At 68.4% G+C, this 19,035-nt stretch carries 18 protein-coding genes; 14 read left to right on the forward strand and 4 right to left on the reverse strand.

Features of this window, described 5'->3' with window-relative positions:
- Positions 1 to 39: 39 nt before the first annotated feature.
- Together cobU and cobO are read left to right on the forward strand one after the other, a co-directional pair.
- Entirely contained in the window at positions 40 to 555 is a 516-nt protein-coding gene (cobU, locus tag AC1DZY_RS13795; RefSeq protein ID WP_476820689.1) for a bifunctional adenosylcobinamide kinase/adenosylcobinamide-phosphate guanylyltransferase, read from the forward strand.
- Positions 556 to 568: 13 nt separating this feature from the next.
- Positions 569 to 1,180, forward strand: coding sequence for a cob(I)yrinic acid a,c-diamide adenosyltransferase (gene cobO / locus AC1DZY_RS13800; RefSeq protein ID WP_476820690.1), 612 nt, complete (start codon positions 569 to 571; stop codon positions 1,178 to 1,180).
- A 16-nt stretch (positions 1,181 to 1,196) separates the two neighbouring features.
- Here the strand turns inward: cobO and cbiB are convergent, their stop codons facing one another.
- A complete protein-coding gene (gene cbiB / locus AC1DZY_RS13805) occupies positions 1,197 to 2,186 on the reverse strand; it encodes an adenosylcobinamide-phosphate synthase CbiB (RefSeq protein WP_476820691.1) in 990 nt (329 codons plus the stop codon).
- A 17-nt stretch (positions 2,187 to 2,203) separates the two neighbouring features.
- Between cbiB and cobD the strand changes: the two genes are divergently transcribed.
- The 3 genes from cobD (at position 2,204) to AC1DZY_RS13820 (ending at position 8,766) form a co-directional block, all read left to right on the forward strand.
- The gene (gene cobD / locus AC1DZY_RS13810) at positions 2,204 to 3,232 is read left to right on the forward strand and encodes a threonine-phosphate decarboxylase CobD (protein ID WP_476820692.1); all 1,029 of its coding nucleotides are present in this window, start codon (positions 2,204 to 2,206) and stop codon (positions 3,230 to 3,232) included.
- A 46-nt stretch (positions 3,233 to 3,278) separates the two neighbouring features.
- Positions 3,279 to 4,250, forward strand: a complete 972-nt coding sequence (locus tag AC1DZY_RS13815; protein ID WP_476820693.1) for a D-2-hydroxyacid dehydrogenase — start codon at positions 3,279 to 3,281, stop codon at positions 4,248 to 4,250.
- A gap of 112 nt (positions 4,251 to 4,362) precedes the next feature.
- A complete protein-coding gene (locus AC1DZY_RS13820; protein WP_476820694.1) occupies positions 4,363 to 8,766 on the forward strand; it encodes an autotransporter domain-containing protein in 4,404 nt (1,467 codons plus the stop codon).
- Between the two features lie 27 nt (positions 8,767 to 8,793).
- On the opposite strand, the gene AC1DZY_RS13825 is transcribed toward AC1DZY_RS13820, so the two are convergent.
- Both AC1DZY_RS13825 and AC1DZY_RS13830 read right to left on the reverse strand, forming a co-directional pair.
- Positions 8,794 to 9,318 (reverse strand): hypothetical protein, encoded by a 525-nt coding sequence (locus AC1DZY_RS13825; protein ID WP_476820695.1) that lies wholly within the window; start codon positions 9,316 to 9,318, stop codon positions 8,794 to 8,796.
- Positions 9,319 to 9,379: 61 nt separating this feature from the next.
- On the reverse strand, positions 9,380 to 11,011 hold the full coding sequence (locus AC1DZY_RS13830; protein ID WP_476820696.1) for a GMC family oxidoreductase: 1,632 nt from the start codon (positions 11,009 to 11,011) through the stop codon (positions 9,380 to 9,382).
- 139 nt (positions 11,012 to 11,150) lie between these two features.
- Here AC1DZY_RS13830 and AC1DZY_RS13835 point away from each other — a divergent pair, with 139 nt between their 5' ends.
- The 9 genes from AC1DZY_RS13835 to AC1DZY_RS13875 all read left to right on the forward strand — a co-directional run bounded on the left by AC1DZY_RS13835 (position 11,151) and on the right by AC1DZY_RS13875 (position 17,307).
- Positions 11,151 to 12,539, forward strand: a complete 1,389-nt coding sequence (locus AC1DZY_RS13835) for an ethanolamine ammonia-lyase subunit EutB (protein ID WP_476820697.1) — start codon at positions 11,151 to 11,153, stop codon at positions 12,537 to 12,539.
- An 11-nt stretch (positions 12,540 to 12,550) separates the two neighbouring features.
- On the forward strand, positions 12,551 to 13,345 hold the full coding sequence (gene eutC, locus AC1DZY_RS13840; protein WP_476820698.1) for an ethanolamine ammonia-lyase subunit EutC: 795 nt from the start codon (positions 12,551 to 12,553) through the stop codon (positions 13,343 to 13,345).
- A 120-nt stretch (positions 13,346 to 13,465) separates the two neighbouring features.
- Entirely contained in the window at positions 13,466 to 14,101 is a 636-nt protein-coding gene (locus tag AC1DZY_RS13845) for a hypothetical protein (RefSeq protein ID WP_476820699.1), read from the forward strand.
- Positions 14,102 to 14,141: 40 nt separating this feature from the next.
- Positions 14,142 to 14,354, forward strand: a complete 213-nt coding sequence (locus tag AC1DZY_RS13850) for a hypothetical protein (RefSeq protein WP_476820700.1) — start codon at positions 14,142 to 14,144, stop codon at positions 14,352 to 14,354.
- 4 nt (positions 14,355 to 14,358) lie between these two features.
- Complete coding sequence (locus tag AC1DZY_RS13855; protein WP_476820701.1) at positions 14,359 to 14,517, forward strand: hypothetical protein; 159 nt, start codon at positions 14,359 to 14,361, stop codon at positions 14,515 to 14,517.
- Positions 14,514 to 15,575 (forward strand): Rieske 2Fe-2S domain-containing protein, encoded by a 1,062-nt coding sequence (locus tag AC1DZY_RS13860; protein ID WP_476820702.1) that lies wholly within the window; start codon positions 14,514 to 14,516, stop codon positions 15,573 to 15,575. Before AC1DZY_RS13855 ends, AC1DZY_RS13860 begins: the two co-directional genes overlap by 4 nt.
- Positions 15,572 to 16,366: a hypothetical protein gene (locus tag AC1DZY_RS13865; protein WP_476820703.1), complete on the forward strand. Its 795-nt coding sequence runs from the start codon at positions 15,572 to 15,574 to the stop codon at positions 16,364 to 16,366. The genes AC1DZY_RS13860 and AC1DZY_RS13865 overlap by 4 nt, the downstream gene beginning before the upstream one ends.
- Positions 16,366 to 16,569 carry a hypothetical protein gene (locus AC1DZY_RS13870; RefSeq protein WP_476820704.1) on the forward strand — a complete coding sequence of 68 codons (204 nt, stop codon included), beginning with the start codon at positions 16,366 to 16,368 and terminating at the stop codon, positions 16,567 to 16,569. The genes AC1DZY_RS13865 and AC1DZY_RS13870 overlap by 1 nt, the downstream gene beginning before the upstream one ends.
- Before the next feature lie 27 nt (positions 16,570 to 16,596).
- Positions 16,597 to 17,307 carry an SDR family oxidoreductase gene (locus AC1DZY_RS13875; RefSeq protein ID WP_476820705.1) on the forward strand — a complete coding sequence of 237 codons (711 nt, stop codon included), beginning with the start codon at positions 16,597 to 16,599 and terminating at the stop codon, positions 17,305 to 17,307.
- A gap of 6 nt (positions 17,308 to 17,313) precedes the next feature.
- Here the strand turns inward: AC1DZY_RS13875 and ggt are convergent, their stop codons facing one another.
- Positions 17,314 to 18,930, reverse strand: a complete 1,617-nt coding sequence (ggt, locus tag AC1DZY_RS13880; RefSeq protein ID WP_476820706.1) for a gamma-glutamyltransferase — start codon at positions 18,928 to 18,930, stop codon at positions 17,314 to 17,316.
- Positions 18,931 to 19,035: the final 105 nt, after the last annotated feature.

The following is a 19,035-nucleotide window of genomic DNA, read 5'->3' on the forward strand; positions in this document are numbered from 1 at the left end:
GCGGCTGTGCAATGCAGCGCGCTCACGATTGGACCCGACGTGGCGACAACTCCCCATCTCACTCTCGTCCTCGGCGGCGCGCGCTCCGGCAAGAGCCGCCATGCCGAGGCGCTGATCGAGGCGCTGCCGCCGCCCTGGGCCTATATCGCGACCGCGCAGGCCTATGACGACGAGATGATCGCGCGCATCGCCGAGCATCGGGCGCGGCGCTCTCCGGACTGGCTGACGGTCGATGCGCCGCTGGCGCTGCCGGAAGGGATTCGTTCCGTCACCGCCGGAAGGCCGATCCTGGTCGACTGCCTGACGCTCTGGCTGACCAATCTGATTCTTGCCGGCCACGACACGAAAACGGCTGGGCTCGATCTGATCGCGGCCTGCAAGGCAGCATCGGCTCCGGTCGTGCTGGTTTCCAACGAGGTCGGGCTGGGTATCGTGCCCGATAATGCGCTGGCCCGGCGCTTTCGCGACGAGGCCGGCCGGCTCCACCAGAACCTTGCGGCGCAGGCGGGCCGCGTGGTCTTCATGGTGGCCGGAATCCCCATGCAGGTGAAATAGCGGACGCGATGCGATGACGACCGAGACCGACGAGGCCGCCCGCCACAAGGCCAGGATGGCCAAGCGCAAGGCGGTGCAGGATGCCGAGGTCGCCTCGAAGACGATCGAGAAGGGCCTGCTGATCGTCAACACCGGGCCGGGCAAGGGCAAATCGACGGCGGCCTTCGGGCTGATGCTGCGCGCGCTCGGCCATGGCTGGCGCGTCGGCGTGGTGCAGTTCATCAAGGGCGCCTGGGAGACCGGCGAGCGCCGGGCGCTCGATGCTTTCGGCGACCAGATCGCCTGGCACAGCATGGGCGAGGGCTTCACCTGGGAGACGCAGGACAAGGCCCGCGACATCGCGGCTGCGGAGCGCGCCTTCGCCAAGGTCCGGGAATTGATGGCCGACGAGACGATCCGGCTGATCGTGCTCGACGAACTCAACATCGCGCTACGCTACGACTATCTGCCCCTGGCCGAGGTCGTCGCGACGCTGGCCGCGCGCCGGCACGATCTCCACATTGTCGTGACCGGCCGCAACGCCAAGCCGGAGCTGATCGCGGCAGCCAATCTGGTGACGGAGATGACGCTGGTGAAGCACCATTTCGCGGCGGGCGTGAAAGCGCAGGCGGGAATCGAGTTCTGAGGCTGAGCCGGCCAGCTCAGATCGACGAGACCACGACAGCGATCAGCGAGCCGAGCCCTGCCAGCCCCCAGAGCAGCAGGCAAGCCTTGCGGTAGACCCTGAGCGCGCGCCGGACGTCGGCCGCGCCGGCTTCGGCCCGGCCATTGCCCATCCAGGCATCCTCGACCCTGGTCCGGCCATAGATGCGCGGCCCCGCCAGCCGCAACCCGAGCGCGCCTGCCATCGCGGCCTCCGGCCAGCCGGCATTGGGCGAGCGGTGGCTGCGCGCGTCCCTGCGCATCGCCCGCCAGCCGCCCGGCGCGTCGGCTTGCCAGTCGAGCGCGGCGGCTGCGACGATCAGCAGAGCGCTCAGCCGCGAGGCCGGCAGGTTGACGAGATCGTCGAGCCGCGCCGAGGCCCAGCCGAAAGCGAGATGGCGTTCGGTCTTGTGCCCTATCATCGAATCGGCGGTGTTGATCGCCTTGTAGAGCGCCGCGCCCGGCAGGCCGGCGACGCCGAGCCAGAACGCGGGCGCGACGACGCCGTCGGAAAAGTTCTCGGCCAGGCTCTCGATCGCGGCGCGCGCTACCGCGGCCTCGTCCAGCGTCTCGGGATTGCGCCCGACGATCATGGCGACGGCCTTGCGGCTCTCTCCGAGATCCCCGCTTTCCAGGGCTTCGGCCACGCGCGCGACATGTTCGTAAAGGCTGCGCTGCGCCAGCAGGGAGGAGGCCAGCAGCGCCATCGGTAAAATCCCGAACGCACCGAAGAGATGGAAGAACAGCGCCAGCGCCAGCGAGAGCGCCATGGTCGCGCCGAGAAGCATGGCGAGCGCGGCGACGCCCTTCCTGCGGCGCACGGCGAATGCCAAATCCTGCCGGTTGAAATCCCGGTCGAGCTGGCCGATCAAGCCGCCGAGCCAGGTGACGGGATGGCCGATCCGCGCATACAAGCCTTGCGGATAGCCGAGCGCAGCCTCGATCACGAGGGCGGCAAGAAGCAGCGGCAGGGTCTCGGCGGGGCTCATGCGCAGTGGGGACGATCGTGGCTGAAGGCGAAATCTGGCACGGTGGCGATCTGGCGCAGGCGCAGGCACTGTTTCCAGCCGCGCCCGGGCCGTGGATCGATCTGTCCACAGGGATTAATCCCATCCCCTATCCGCTTCCGGGCCTGCCGTTAAGCCTGTGGCAGCGTCTTCCGGGCGCATCAGACGAAAGTGCCGTGCTGACCGCGGCGCGCGCGGCCTATCGCGTGCCGGCCGAGGCCGGGATCGTCGCTGCGCCGGGCACTCAGATCCTGATCGAATTGCTGCCCCGGCTGGTGGCGCGGGGCCCGGTGGCGGTGCTCGGACCGACCTATGCCGAGCATGCGCTGGCATGGCGCAAGGCCGGCGCGGATGTCAGCGAAATCACCGAGCTCGACGCAGCCGGGCGGGCGGGCGTCGTCGTGCTCGTCAATCCCAACAATCCCGACGGGCGCGTCGTGCCGCTCGATCGGTTGGTGGCGCTGGCCAAGGCCGTGTCGGCGCGCGGCGGGCTGCTGGTGGTCGATGAGGCCTTCGCCGATTTCACGCCGGAGGCGAGCATCGTGCCGGTGCTGCCGTCGGGCGTGCTCGCGCTGCGCTCTTTCGGCAAGACCTACGGGCTTGCGGGCTTGCGGCTTGGCTTCGCCATTGGGGAGCCGGCGCTGGTCGCGGGCCTGCGTTCGGCGCTCGGCCCCTGGGCGGTGCCTGGCCCGGCATTGCATGTAGGCTCGGTGGCGCTGGCCGACACGGGTTGGCTTGCGCGGACAGGCGCCGCGCGCCGCGCCGACGCCGCGCGGCTTGACGCGCTGCTTGCGCCGCTGGGCCGGGTCGTCGGCGGCACAGCGCTGTTTCGCCTGCTCGCAACGCCCGACGCTCCCGCGCTGTTTTCTCATCTCGGCCGCCATGGCTTCTATATCAGGCGCTTCCAGAACGACGCGCACCGGCTACGCTTCGGTTTGCCGGGCGATGCTGCAGCCTGGGAGCGGCTGAGCCAGACGCTGGCCGCCTTCGCGCCGCCGATGGGCGACAGCGCGCCGACCGGACTGTAACCTTGCACTGAGTTCGACCCACCTTCGCCTTTCCGGAGAAACATCGATGACGTCCTGGCCTTCAGAGCGCGACCTGACGATCGGTTTCGCCCATGCCGCCTACCAGTTGCAGGCCGAGTTCGCGACGCGTGGGTCGGCGGCGAAAACCGTGGAAATGCGGACCCTCGACGAGCTCAAGGCGCGTGCCGCCGAGTTCGATGTGATCGTCGTCTCCGGAATGTGGCGCAACGAACTGATCGCGGCCGCGCCGAAGCTGCGCTTCGTCCAGTCGGTCAGCGCCGGCACCGACCAGTACGACAAGCCGGCCTTTGCGAAGGCCGGCATCCGGCTCGCCAGCGCGCAGGGCGCAAACGAGCGCGCCGTCGCCGAGCACGCCATGGCGCTGATCCTCGGCCTGACCCGGCAGATCCATCTCGCCCGCGACAACCAGACGGCGAAATTCTGGCGGCCGATGATCGGCGACCGCAACACGCGGGAGGATGAACTCGGCGGCAAGACGCTGGTGATCGTCGGGCTCGGCCGCATCGGGCTGCGGCTGGCGGCGCTTAGCGGCGCGTTCGGACTGCGCGTCATCGGCGTGCGCCGCCAGCCGGAGCCGGTCGCGGGCATCGATGCGATCGTCCGGCCCGACCAGTTGCACGAGGTCATGGCGCAGGCCGACATCGTCGCGCTGACCTGCCCGCTGACGCCGGAAACCGAAGGATTGGTCGGCGTGAAAGCTCTGGCCGCGATGAAGCCCTCGGCGATGCTGGTCAACGTCGCGCGCGGCAAGGTCGTCGATGAGGCCGCGCTGCTGGCGGCCCTGACCGAAGGCCGCATCGCCGGCGCGGGCCTCGACTGCACGGTAGAGGAGCCGCTGCCGGCGGCGTCGCCGTTGTGGACGCTGCCGCAGGTCATCATCACGCCCCACAGCGCCGGCGAGACCCGGGCCTACGAAACCAATGTCGTCGATCTGCTCGTCGAGAATCTCGGCCGGCTTGGGCGCGGCGAAAACGCACTGCGCAACCAGATCGTCTGATCGGGCCGCGGCGCGGACAACGCCTCCGGCGCAAGGCCGCATTCCGCTGCAATCCATTGCAGCGCCGCTGCCCAAGTATTAGGCTGGAGCCACGGCGGGGGCTCGTCAGTACGTGGATTTTGTTTCTGGTTGCAGGGTCGCTGCTCCACTGTCGCGCCTGTTGCGCGCCTTGCTCGCCGGCACGGCGCTGTTTCTGCCGGGGCCCGTGCTGGCGCAGGACGCGACCTGGCTGCTGAATCCGGGCTCCGGCAATTTCAATGCGGGAGCGAACTGGACGCCGGCCACGGTGCCGACCGGGACGGCCTTTTTCGGTCTTTCCAACACCACGGCAATCCTGACGACGGCGGATGCGAGCTTCGACGGCCTGAATTTCGGCGTCGGCGCGAGCGCCTACACCATCACGATCGGGAACGTGCTGACGATCACGGGCGCGGGCGTCGTCAACAATTCCGGCCAGATTCAGACCCTGGTCAACAACAACACCCTGAATTTCACCGGCACGAGCACGGCCGGCGATGCCGCGATCATCACCAGCAACGGCAACACGACGGACTTCTCCGGCAGCACCGGCCCGCTTGGCGACGGCAAGCTCAGCGCCGGCTCGATCGCCGGCGCGGGCAACTATGGTCTCGGCGGCAATGAACTCACGGTCGGCGGCAACCGCCTCAGCACGACCGTCATCGGTACGATCAGCGGCGTCGGCGGCTCGCTGGTGAAGACCGGCGCGGGCACGCTGACGCTGTCGGGGGGCAACACCTATGACGGCGGCACGACGATCAATGGCGGGCGCATCTCGATCTCGTCGGACAGCAATCTGGGCGACGTCGCCGGCGGGTTGAGCTTCAATGGCGGCGGGCTCATCACCACCGCCAGCGTCGCGTCCGCCCGCATCGTGACTCTCAACGCCAGCGGCGGAACCTTCGATGTCGCAGCCGCCACCGCCCTGACCCTGTCAGGCGACATCGCCGGGGCCGGTGGGTTGACCAAGACCGGCGCCGGCGAACTGGTCCTGACCGGCAGCAACAACACCTATTTCGGCGCGACCCAGATTCTAGAGGGCATACTGACGGCAGATGGTGCATCCCCGCTGTCGCAGGCGTCCGATCATACGGTCACCGCACTCGCTACGCTCAGGATCGCCGATAATGCCTTCGCCACGGTCGGCTCGCTCGCCGGCGCGGGCAATGTCGAGATCGGCAACGGGGCGACGCTGTCGACCGGCTTCAACGCCGTTGCCGCGATCTTTTCGGGCGCGCTGAGCGGCGACGGCTCGCTCAGCCACGAGGGGCCGGGCATTCAGGTGCTGACGGGCGCCGGCAGTTCGATCGGCGGCGACCTGACGCTCTGCAGCTGCGTCACCGGCCAGTTCGTCCTGCGCGGCGGCGATCTCGCCGTCGGCGGGCTCATCGACATCGAGGCCGGCACGCTGGTCGTCGAGCAGGGCGCCAAGCTGACGGGCGCCGGCTCATTCCTCGTCTTCGGCGCGGCGCGGATCAGCGGCGTGGGCTCGGCGGTCACTATCGCGAACGATACGGCTGTGGCGGGTACTCTGACGGTCGAGCAGGGCGGCGCGCTCGCCAGCGGCGGGACGACGTTGCTTGCCGGCGCCGTGCTGGTCACGGGCGCGGGCTCGGCCATCACCACCGGCATTCTCGCGGTGCAGAGCCTCGGCTTTCCCGCTTCGCTGACCGTCGCGGCCGGCGGCTCTCTGACCTCGACAGGCGGCGCCTCGATCATCGGCCTCGCGGCGCCGATCGCCGCATTGGTGACAGGAGCAGGATCGACCTGGACCGTGGGGGGCGGCGGGCTCTCGATCGGGCCCGGCGCGGTCGAAGCGACGAGCGTCACCATTGCCGATGGCGGCGCGCTGGTCCTGACCTCCGGCGATCTCCAGATCGCCGAACTCGGGACGCTGAACATCGGCAATGGCGGGCGCGCCGGGACGTTGACGATCGCGGCCGGCGCCATCGTGCTCGACGGTCGTATCGTTGCCGATTTCACCGACAGCGCGACGATCGCAAACGACATTCTTGCCAACTTCACGCCAGGCTCGTTGACCAAGCGCGGCGCCGGCATCCTGACGCTGACTGGCGCCAACACCTTTACCGGCGGGACGGTGCTGGAAGGCGGCACGCTCAGCGTGTCGTCGGAAGCCAATCTCGGCGGTCTCGCGGGCGCACTCACGCTGAACGGCGGCGTGCTGCAGATCACCGGCGCGGCTTTCACCCAAAGCGTGCGGCCGATCAGCTTCGGACCGGCCGGCGGCGGCTTCGACATCGCCGATGCCGCCAACACCTTCACGGTGGCACAGTCCTTCTCTGGCACGGGCGGCCTGTCGAAAGCCGGCGCTGGCACGCTGCTTTTGACAGGCACGCACAGCTACACCGGCTCGACCGATGTCGGCGGCGGGACGCTGCAGGCCGGAGCCGCAGGCGCGTTCTCGCCGGGCTCCGCCTTCACGATCGCGACCGGCGCGACGCTCGCGCTCAACGGCTTCAGCCAGACCATCGGCTCGCTTGCCGGCGGCGGCACGGTTGCGCTGGGCGCGGCGAGCCTGAGCGCTGGCGGAAACGGCAGTTCGACGACGTTCTCGGGCGGCATCACCGGCACGGGCGGCTTCGACAAGGTTGGAACCGGAGCACTGACGCTGACCGGCGCGAACAGCTATTCCGGCGGTACGACCGTCACGGCGGGCACGCTGGTCGGCAACAGCCTGAGCCTGCAGGGCGCGATCCTGAACAATGCCGCGCTCGTCTTCGACCAGCTTTCGGCCGGCGCCTATGCCGGTGCGCTTTCGGGAACGGGCACGCTCGTCAAGCAGGGCGCGGGCGCGCTGATCCTGACCGGGACGAGCCCCTTCACCGGCGCGACGAGCGTCACGGCCGGGACGCTGGTCGTCAATGGCTCTCTCACCGGCTCGGTGGTGACGCTGAACGGCGGCGCACTCGGTGGCTCGGGCGTCATCGGCGGCATCAATGCGGTCGCCGGCACGGTCGCTCCCGGCAATTCGATCGGCACGCTCAACGTCGCCGGCAACGTCGCCTTCGGACCGGGGGCGAACTACCAGGTCGAACTCAACGCGACCGGCGCGAGCGACAGGATCGTTGCGACGGGGACGGCGTTGCTGACGGGTGGAACCGTGCAGGTCTTCGCCGAGCAGGGCGATTACGCGCTCGCGACCCGCTATGTCATCCTGACCGCGCAGGGCGGCGTCAGCGGGCAATTCGCCGGATCGACCTCGAACCTCGCCTTCCTGACGCCGAGCCTGAGCTATGGCGCAAACGAGGTGGCGCTGACGCTGGCGCGCAACGACGTCGCCTTCGCGCCGCCTGTGACCACGCCGCAGGGGCCCGCCACGCAAGTGCGCTTCGTTGCGCAGACACGCAACCAGATCGGCATCGCGCGCGTCGTCGAGAGGCTTGGGACCGGCAACCGCATCTACGACACGCTGTTATTCTCGACGTTCGACCAAGCGCGCGCCGGTTTCGATGCGCTCTCGGGCGAGGGCCATGCCCAGGCGGTGACGGTCGCGGTCGAGACCAGCCACCTCGTCCGCGAGACCATGCTCAACCGGCTGCGCGCGCCTTTCGCCGCTACGCCGCAAGGCTTCGTCTCTGGCGCGTTTTCGGCCGATGCGCCGGGCAGGCCGCAGCCGGCGACATTGCCCGCCGCCGGTCTCGACAGCCGCCGCTTTACGGCGTGGGGCGAGGCGGTTGGCGCGCAGGGCCGCAGCGACGCCGATGGCAATGCTGCTTCGCTGAGCCGCACCACCGGTGGGATGCTGGTTGGCCTCGAATATGAATCGCCTTCGGGGCCCGCGCCATGGCGCGTCGGCGTCGCCGGCGGCTATACCCGCACCCGCTTCGATCTCGACGCACGCTCGACCAATGGCAGCCAGGAGAGCGGCCATGTCGGGCTTTATGGCGGCGCGCTCGTCGGCGGCTTCGCGTTGCGTGGCGGGGCGGCGCTGTCCTGGAACGAAACGCGGCTGACGCGGCTCGTGGGCTTGCGAAACCTGTCGGATCTGCTGCGCTCCGATGGCCGCAGCACGACCGCGCAGGCCTTTGGCGAGGTCGGCTATCGGCTGCCCTGGGCCGGCATCGCCTTCGAGCCCTTCGCGCAACTGGCGCTCCTCTCTTTGCGGACCGAAGCGGTGACTGAGCGCGGCGGGCCGGCTGCGCTGACGCTTGCCGGCCGCGACCAGATGCTCGGCTTCTCCACTCTGGGCCTGCGCGCCGAGGCGCAACTGGGCGCGACGCCGATCTTTGCCCGCGCAATGGTCGGCTGGCGGCACGCCTTCGGCGAGACGACGCCGGCCGCGGTGCTAGCCTTCGCCTCGGGTTCGGCGAGCTATCGCGTCTATGCAGCGCCGCTGGCGCGCGATGCGTTCGTGGCGGAGGCCGGGTTGACCTGGCGCGTCGCCGGCAATGCGGCGCTGGGGCTTTCCTATGCGGCGGCGCTGAGCGAACGCACGCGCGACCAGACCCTGCGCGGACGGCTCGACATTTCGTTCTGAGAGGTCGGCCTGCGCGAGACCCGGCCTTCACATCGAACGCTGCCCGCGCCACCAGTTCCTGACCTCGTCGCGCACCCGCAGCGCGAAGGCATAGGCCGCGCTCGCCCTGACCCAGGCGACAGCGCGGCCGCGGATTGTCGTGATCAGACCCATGACCCAGGCGAGCCAGCGATAGGTTAAAAGCTTGTCGCGCCCGGCATGGTAGATGCGCTCGACCAGCAGGAAGCTCGCGAGATAGGACAGGCCCAACACGACGAGGCCGGCGACGACCTGGTCGCGCGCGATCATGATGACACCAATGATCTTGAGGGGCTCGGCGACCGCAAACGGGATCGCCAGCAGGGCGAGAATCGCGAGCCGTGGCAGCTTCGCGATCGCGGCCTCCATCCGGGCGACGATGCGCAAGCGCGCCAGCCAGTCGGAGAGCGGGCGGTAGAGCGGGCGCGCGACCTCGTCGAGCAGGACCAGAAAGATCAGGACGCCTCGGGCGAGGGCCATCACGAGTCGGACCGGCAGGCTGTGTTGCGGCGGCGGGGGTGGCTGCAGCGTCATGACAGTTCCTGCGGGCCGGCGTCATCCGGCACGCTCTTGTCATAGCACGCATGGCGCAGCTTCACGCAGCCCTCGTGTCCTCCAGAATCATCTGCGCGCCTTTCTCGCCGATCATCATGGTCGGCGCAGCCGTGTTGCCCGAGGTGATGGCGGGCATCACCGAGGCGTCGATGACGCGCAGGCCCCGGACGCCGCGTACGCGCAACCTCTCGTCGAGCACGGCAGTCGGGTCGTCGTCGCGGCCCATCTTGGCCGTGCCGACGGGATGGAAGATCGTGGTGCCCAGCACCTTGGCGGCCGCCAGCAGGGCCTCGTCGGAGGTCGCGTCCGGGCCGGGCGAATGCTCCTGCGGATGGAAGCGGGCGAGCGGCTGCTGCGCCACGATTTTCCGCGCGAGCTTCAGCGCATCGATTGCGACGCGCTTGTCCTCGTCGGTGTCGAGGTAATTCGGCGAGATCGCCGGCGCGGCCGCTGCATCGGGGCTCTTCAGATGGACGCTGCCCAGGCTCGACGGCCTGAGATTGCAGACGCTGGCGGTGAACGCGCCGAACGGGTGCAGGCCGTCGCCCCATTTGTCGAGCGAGAGCGGCTGGAAATGGAATTCGAGATTGGCGGTGGCGTAGTCGGACGACGACTTGGCGAAAGCCCCGACCTGCGAAGGCGCCATCGTCAGCGGGCCGGTGCGGAACGCTGCATATTCCAGCGCCATCAGCGGCCGTCGCCATAGTTTGGCGTAATCGCTATTCAGCGTGCGCACGCCATCGACCTTGTAGACCGGCCTGATCTGGAGATGGTCCTGCAGGTTCTCGCCGACGCCCGGCAGATGCGCGACGGTATCCAGCCCCAGCGCCTGCAGGCGGGCGCCGTCGCCGATGCCGGAACGCTCGAGCAGCGCCGGCGAGCCGAAGGAGCCGGCGCTCAGCACCACTTCGCCGCTGACCTCGACGCGCAGGCTCTCCTCGCCATGGCTGAATTCGACCGCGCTCGCCCGCCCGTCGGTGACGACGATGCGCTCGACCATGACGCGCGTCTCCATCCGGAGATTGTCGCGCACGTCGAGGATCGGCTTGAGGAAGCCGGTATAGGCGCTCCAGCGCCGGCCGCGCTTCTGGTTGACCTGGAAATAGGCCGAGCCTTCATTGTCGCCGGTGTTGAAGTCGGCGATCTTGGCGATGCCGGCGCTTTCGGCGGCGTCGCGGACCGCGTCGAGAATGTCCCAGCGCACGCGCGGATGCTCGACGCGCCATTCGCCGCCGGAGCGGTGAAAGCCGTCGGCGCCTGGCGCGACATGGTCCTCGTGCTTCAGGAAATAGGGCAGGACATCGTCCCAGCCCCAGCCGGAAAGTCCGCGCTGGCGCCAGCCATCATAGTCGGCGGCCTGCCCGCGCATATAGATCATCGCGTTGATCGCCGAACAGCCGCCGACGACCTTGCCGCGCGGAAAGGGCAGTTCGCGCCCGTCGAGCCCTGCCTGCGGCTCCGTTTTGAACAGCCAGTCGGCGCGGGGATTGCCGATGGCGTAGAGATAGCCGACCGGGATATGGAACCAGATCCAGTCGTCCTTGCGGCCGGCCTCCAGCACCAGAACCTTCTTGGACGGATCGGCCGAGAGACGGTTGGCGACGACGCAGCCGGCCGAGCCCGCTCCAATGACGACGTAGTCGAAGACCCCGATGGTCCGGCGTTCGGTCATGGCGTTTCCTGATTCCCGGCGGCTGGAGTCCGCTCTCATGCGAAGCGATAAGGGGCGTGGCGCGTGGCATCAATGCTGCAGGCCCGTTTGCGCATTCCAATATCCGCAATAGCATGTTGCGGAAGAGAGGGTTGATGGCATGGCTTATGGTGCGGCGGTCGGGCGACAGGGCCATGTCTTCGCCGATCTGAAGACGCTGCTGGCGAAGGCGTCGCCGATGCGCTCGGGCGACGTGCTGGCCGGCGTCGCCGCCTCCAGCATGGCGGAGATGATGGCGGCGCGGATCGCGCTGGCCGACGTGCCGCTGAAGACCTTCCTGAACGAGGCGCTGATTCCCTATGAGGACGACGAGGTCACAAGGCTGATCGTCGACAGTCATGATGCGGCGGCGTTTGCGGCCGTGTCGTCCCTGACCGTCGGCGAGTTCCGTGACTGGCTCTGTTCCGACAAGGCGACGGCGCAAACGCTGGCGAAGCTCGCAGCCGGCATCACGCCGGAGATGGCGGCGGCGGTTTCCAAGTTGATGCGCAACCAGGATCTGATCCTGGTTGCGAGGAAATGCAGCGTCGTGACGAAGTTCCGCAACACGATCGGCTTAGCCAACACGCTCGCGGTGCGCTTGCAGCCCAACCACCCGACCGACGATGCCGCCGGCATCCTCGCCTCGACCATAGACGGGCTGAGCTATGGCTGCGGCGATGCGGTGATCGGCATCAACCCGGCCTCGGATTCGCTGGGCGCGATCGGCGACATGCTGCGGCTGCTCGATACGCTGATCGCCCGCTTCGACATACCCACGCAAGCCTGCGTCCTGACCCATGTCACCTCGTCGATCGCGCTGATCGAGCAGGGCGCGCCGGTCGATCTCGTCTTCCAGTCCGTGGCGGGGACGCAGGCCGCCAACGCCTCCTTCGGCGTCACGCTGTCGCTGCTGCAGGAGGGGCTGGAGGCCGGCCGCTCATTGAAGCGCGGCACGGTCGGCGACAACGTCATGTATTTCGAGACCGGGCAGGGTGCGGCGCTCTCGGCCAACGCTCATCACGGCGTCGATCAGCAGACCGTCGAGGCCCGCGCCTATGCGGTGGCGCGCGCCTATCAGCCGCTGCTGGTCAACACCGTGGTCGGCTTCATCGGGCCGGAATATCTCTATGACGGCAAGCAGATCATCCGCGCCGGGCTGGAGGATCATTTCTGCGGCAAGCTCATGGGCGTGCCGATGGGCTGCGACATCTGCTACACCAACCATGCCGAGGCCGATCAGGACGACATGGACACGCTGCTCACCTTGCTGGGCACGGCCGGCGTCAGCTTTATCATGGGCGTACCCGGCGCCGACGACGTGATGCTGAACTACCAGTCGACCTCCTTTCACGACCAGCTCTACATCCGCGAGGTGCTCGGCGTTCGCCGCGCACCGGAGTTCGAGGCCTGGCTGCAACGCATGGACATCACCGATGCGGCCGGGCGTCTGACCTCGGGGCAGGGCGGGCAGTCGCTGCTCTCCGTGCTTCCAGGCAGGGCGGCGTAGAGAGCAGCGATATGAGCGACGACAGGAACGTCTCCGTGGCGCAGCGCTGGGCGCAACTGGCGGAGCTGACGCCGGCGCGGATCGGGCTCGGACGCTCGGGAGCCTCGCTGCCCACCCGCGAGGTGCTGCGCTTCGGTCTTGCTCATGCGCAGGCTCGCGATGCGGTCCACGAGCCGTTCCGGGCCGAGGAGGTCGCGCAGGGTCTCGGCCGGCTCTCGCTCGACACGATCCAGATCGAGAGCGCGGCGCGCACGCGGCAGGATTATCTGCGCCGCCCCGATCTCGGCCGGGGGCTCTCGACCGAGAGCCGCGTGGCGCTGGCGGCAAGGCATGCGCCCTGCGACCTCGCCATCATCATCGCCGACGGTCTCTCCTCGACGGCGGTGCATCAGAACGCCGTGGCTCTCGTCGAGGCGCTTTTGCCCGCTCTCGAACGTCGGCACAGCCTGCTCGCGCCGGTCGCGGTCGCGTCGCAGGCCCGCGTGGCGCTGGGTGACGAGGCCGCGCATGCGCTCGGCGCGCGCATGGCGCTGGTGCTGATCGGCGAGCGGCCGGGCCTGTCCTCGCCGGACTCGCTGGGCGCTTATCTCACCTTCGCGCCGAGGCCAGGCCTGACCGACGCAGCCCGCAACTGCGTCTCGAACATCCGGCCCGGCGGGCTGTCCTTCCCGCATGCCGCGACCAAGCTCGCCTGGCTGATCGACCAGGCCTTCCGCCGCTCCCTCACCGGCGTCGATCTCAAGGACGAAAGCGACGCCGTGCTGGAGGGCGCGCAGGCCGCGCTGCTGCGTGACGCTGTAACGTGATCACGCGTTTGTCGCCTTGACGTGAAACGACGTGTGTTGCTCGGGGCGACCCGTTTCCGGCAGGTGTTTTGTCATCACTGATCCACGAGCAGCCTGGCTGCCGCGCCATGAGGCCAACCGATGTCGATGACCGCCAAGCCCGCCCCCGTCCTTCCGAGCCTCGCCACGATAGGGCGCCTGTTCCTCGGCGGCCTTGTCGGCCTGTTGATCTGGGAGGTCTGGGCGCGCGTGCTGACCAGGGCGGTGCTCGGCTATCCGCTGGAGCCGGCCGGGCTGATCGATGCCATCGCGCAGTATCGCTTCGGCCTCTCCGTGCCCTATCTGCTGCGCGAGGCGCTGCATTATGGCGTCGGCATCGTCGGTTATCCGGTCGCCTATTTCGTGGTTTCGCGCTTCGTGCCGCGCTGGCAGGATGTGCTCGACGCGATCGTCTTCGTCACCTTCACGGCCGGCCTCGTCTGGCTGATCTTCACAGGCGGCTTCAAGCCGATCCATTTCATCTTCTACACGGCGGTGCTGGGCCTGATCGCCACGCGCTGGATCAATCGCGACCAGACCATCGCCGACGCCATCGTGTGGGGCAACTTCACCTGGTTCAACGCGCTCGGCCTGATGGCGCCGATCGGCGGGCTGTCGTTCTACCTGCTCGGGGAGGGCGGCGAGCTTTCCTATATGAGCTTCGTCGGACACGTGATCTATGGTGCTGTAGCTGTCTGGCTGTTCGAGCGCTGGGAAACCGCCGCCGCCCGGTCCTGATTGCGAGCCGACGCTGTCCGACCGTCCAGAGGAGCGCCATATGGCGGTTGCGCAGTTCGTCGTCGCGCTCGGCCAGGCCTGGCTGGCGACAGGGCTCGTGGTCGCGATGGCGTTCCTGCTCTTCGGCATCGAACGGCTCGATCCGTCGGCGCGCGGGGCCTATGCCTTCCGCCCGCTGCTGCTGCCGGGACTGACGCTGCTCTGGCCCTATGTGCTCTGGCGCTGGTTTGTCGCCAATCGGGCCGAGGGGTGATCCGGTGCGCCGTCGCCACAAGCAGCTTCATCTCATGCTCTGGGTAGCGCTTGCGCTCGTGCTGCCGCTGATCCTCGCGACAGCGTGGAGCCTGCGCCAGCACCGGCTGCCCGAGCAGCCTTCGCTGCGCCTCGGCGCGCTTTCTTTGGATATCGCTTCGTGAGCGTCAGCTATCACCCCGTCGGCTGGACGCGCAGCAAGATCGTCTACGATGCCGTGCTGCTGGCGGGTGTCGCGGTCTATCTGACCGCCTTTCTGCGCTTTGCCCCGGCAGGGCGCTCGCCCGGCACGCTGCTCGACGAGCAGTCGCTGGCGATCAAGGCTTATGGCAGTTGCGCCTTCATCCTGCTGACGATCGTGTTGATGATCGGCCCGCTCGCCCGGCTCGATACGCGCTTCCTGCCCCTGCTCTACAACCGCCGGCATTTCGGCGTGATCACCTGCGCGGTTGCCGCCGCTCATCTGACCGCCGTGCTGTCATGGTATTTCGCCTTCAGCCCGCTCGACCCCTGGGTCGCCTTGTTTGCCACCGACGCCGGCTATGGAAATCTTCGCGGTTTTCCCTTCATCCCGTTCGGATTCGCCGCCTTCCTCATCCTCCTGCTGCTGGCGGCAACGAGCCATGATTTCTGGCTGAATTTTCTCGGGCCACCGCTGTGGAAGGCCATCCACATGGCGGTCTATGCGGCTTATGGCCTGATCGTCGCGCATGTGGCCTTCGGTGCGCTGCAGGACGCCCGCAACGCTGGCTTGCCGACACTGGTCTTCGCGAGTGCGGCGATCCTGACCGCGCTGCATCTCACGGCTGCCTGGCGCGAGCGCGCCGGCGACGGCCGCCCCGCGCCCGCAACCGCCGATCCGCTCTGGCGCAGCGTCGGGTCGGTCGACGCCATCGCGGAAGGGCGCGGGCTCGTCGTGCCGCTGGCCGATGGCCAATCCGTCGCGATTTTCCGCGATGGCGGCACGCTGGCCGCGGTCAGCAATCTCTGCGCCCACCAGAACGGCCCGCTCGGCGAGGGCCGCATCCAGAATGGCTGCGTCGTCTGCCCCTGGCATGGCTACGAATACCGCCTGCGCGACGGCTGCGCCCCGGCGCCTTTCACCGAGCGGGTCTCGACCTACCGGCTCAAGCTCGAAGGCCGCATCATCCTGCTCGATCCGCGCCCCAATCCGTTGGGCACGGCGGTCGAGCCCATCGTGATACCGCCGGAGGCGTCATGACGCCGGCGCCGCAGGACGACGTCTTCTTCATCGGCTGGAGCGGCAAGACCGGGCGCAGGCTTGGCCGTTTCCTGGTGCTTGCCGGCGTCGTATTCGTCGCAGGACTAGCGCTGCTCGGCTTCGGCCTCAGCCGCAATGCCGACGACCCGGCCGGTAGCCTGCTGCGGCTCGGCGAGCACGACGCGACTGGCAGACCCGTCGGTCCAGAAGCCTGGGGCGGCGAAGTCGTCATGCGCGGGCATGTCAGCCTTGCCGGATCGCCCTTGCTGCATCTGCCGGCCGATGCCGCGCACCCGCGCGGGCGGGTTCTGCTCCTGGCCGGCGACGGCAAGCATGGCGCAGCCTTGCCCGACGGCGCGGGCCCGGTCGAATTGCGCGGCAGTATCCTGAAACGCGGCAGCATCGAGATGCTGGTGGTCGACGGACCCGTCAAGGCGCTGGGCGCGGACGCCGCATTGCCGCCAGCCAACCGCGAGGCGCTGGGCCGCTGGCGCATCGCCGGCGAGATCTGCGACGGCAAATGCTATTCCGGCGCGATGCGCCCGGGCTCCGGCCTCGCCCACAAGGCCTGCGCCAATCTCTGTCTGATCGGCCAGATTCCCGCCGTCCTCGTCACCGCTGCTCCTGTTGCGGGCAGCTCCTATCTGGTGCTTGCGGCAGCCGATGGCGGCCCTGTCCCCGACGCGATCCGCGAGATCGCCGCAATCCCCGTCTCGCTCGAAGGCGAGGTCGAGCGCATCGGCAACGTGCTGGTGCTGCGCGTCGACATCAAGTCGCTGCGGCGGCTGTGATGGTGCGCTTTCTGCCCCTCGCCGCGACCTGTCTTGCCTGCGCCGCGGCCTGGCTGGCCTTCAGCGGGTCGCGCCCTCTGGTCGCGGCGCTGGGTCTCGCCGATTTCGATCTGCCGGTCAGGCTCTGTCTCGTCTTCCTCGTGCTGAGCGGGTTCGAAGCCGCCGCCGCGCGCATTCGCCGCCGGCTTCAACCGCCGCACTGATAAGTCCAGCCTCGCCAGGGAGCCGATATGAGCGACAAATCCTCGATCGTGATCGTCACCGGCGCAGCCGGAAATGTCGGCCGCGCCTTGCTGGCGACGCTTGCAGGACGCGGCACGCGCCTCGTCGCCGTCGATCATCACGCTGCCGCGCTGGCCGAACTGCTGGCGCCCTTCGGTGGCGGCGATCGTCATCTCGTCCTGCCCGGTCTTGACCTGCTCGATCCCGCCGCCTGCGACGAGGCCGTGCGCGCCACGCTCGCCCGCTTTGGCCGCATCGACGGCGTCGCCCATACGGTCGGCGGTTTCGCGGCAGCCTCGGCCGTCGAAAGCGGACCCGATCTCTGGGACAAGATGTACCGGCTCAATGTGCTGACGACGCTGAACATCTTCCGCGCGGCGCTGGCTCCGATGAAAGCCGCCGGTTGCGGCAGCCTCGTCGCCATTGGCGCGGGTGCGGCGATCAAGGCGCCCTCAGGACTCAGCGCCTATGCCGGAGCCAAGAGCGCCGTGCACCGGCTGATCGAAAGCTTCGCCGACGAATTGAAGGGCGATGGCGTGCGCGTCAACGCCATCCTGCCCAGCATCATCGACACGCCGCAGAACCGTGAGGCGATGCCCGAGGCCGACCACGCGAAATGGGTGACGCCGAAGGAGATCGCCGAGGCCATCGCCTTCCTGTTGGCAGAGGACGCCAGCGGCGTCACCGGTGCGTTCATTCCGGTGTCGGGGCGGGTCTGACGGCGGTTATCGTGCCGGAACCGAGATCGCCATGCCGTCGCGCTGCGGATCGGCCCCGCCGGAGCAGAGCCCGTCCTCGATGCGGACGCCGTGCAGGGCAGCGAAGGGATAGCTCTGGGCCGAGCGCTTGACGTCGTAGCCCATCGCCACGAGCTCCTCGCCGACGCTGCGACGGATGCGGTTGGAGATGTCGATGCTGTTGGAGACCGCGACGATGCGTGGTGCGGCGACGGCCTCCAGCATGCCCATGCCGAAATCGACCACGTTCATGACCCCTTGAGCCATCGCCGGCGCGATATAGCTGCCGCCCGGCGCGCCCATCACGATGAAGGGATCGTCGCCCTTGAAAACGATTGTCGGCGCGGCCGAGGACGAGCGGCGCTTGCCGGGCGCGATCGAGCCGGCGTGGCCCGGTCGCGGGTCGAAGCGGCTCATCGTGCCGTTGTAGATAAAGCCGAGCCCCTCGGTGATCGCGCCCGAGGGCGAGCCCAGCGTATGCGTCAGCGCGACCGCATTGCCGTGCCGGTCGACGACCGAGACATGGGTGGTCTCGCGCGAGGAGGAGCGTTCGAGCCGCTTCACATCGGCCTTCTCGCCGCTGCGGATGCTTTGCGCCCGGGCGGCGGCATGGTCCTTCGAGAGCAGCCGCTCGACGGGAACATCGACATAGGCCGGATCGCCCATGAAAGCGTCCTTGTCGATGGTCATGCGCTTCATCGCCTCGGCCAGCAGCCGGACATGCTCGGCTGAACCATGGGTCAGCGAGCCGATCTCGAAATGCTCGAGCATGTGCAGGATTTCGAGCATCAGCACGCCGCTTGCCGGCGGCGGACTCGTCGAGATGCGATGGCCCCGATAGGAGCCCCAGATCGGCTCCGCGACGGAGAGTTCGTAAGCGGCGAGGTCTTCGCGCGAGATCAGCCCGCCATGGGCGGCGAAATCGGCGGCGATCTCTTGCGCCAGTTCGCCATGATAGAACAGGTCGGCGCCGCCCTTGGCGAGGCGCTCCAGCGTATTGGCCATGTCGGGATTGGCCAGGATGTCGCCGGGGCGCTTGGCGCTGCCGTCGGGCCTGAAATAGAGGCGCTTGCCGGTCTCGCTGTAGCGCAGCTTGTCGGGGGTGTTGACCTGGCCCGAGCCCTTTTGATCCTGCGTCCAGAACCAGTGCATGTGCGGGCGCACCAGCACGCCTTCGCGCGCCTGCCTGATCGCCGGCGCGATCACGTCGGCCCAGTCCATCGTGCCGAAGCGCGACAGCGCGTAATCATAGCCCTTGACGCTGCCGGGCGTGCACACCGCGAGATGGCCGAATTCGCTGATGCCACCCTCCAGCAGGAAGGCGAAGCCGTCGCGCGATTGGCCGAGAAGCTTCTGAGCCCACATGTCCGGCGTCGCAGCGAGCGAGGCTTTCGCATAAAACTCGACGATCTGGTGGATACCCTTGCCCGGCATATAGAGCTGCATCGAGCCAAAGCCGCCGATGCCCGACATCAGCGGATCGACCACGCCCTGCATGAAGGCGCATGCGATGGCTGCATCGACCGCATTGCCGCCGCGTTCCAGCACGGCCGCGCCGGCCTCGGCGGCCTCGGGCTGCGGGCAGACGATCATGCCGTTCTTCATGGATAGGGCCTTGGGTTAGGGCGAATGCGCCGCGCCGCTTCCCTTCTCCCCTTGCGGGAGAAGGTGGCGCGAAGCGCCGGATGAGGGGTCGCGCCGACCGGATTT

This window comes from Allobosea sp. P2_A10 (assembly GCF_056405115.1).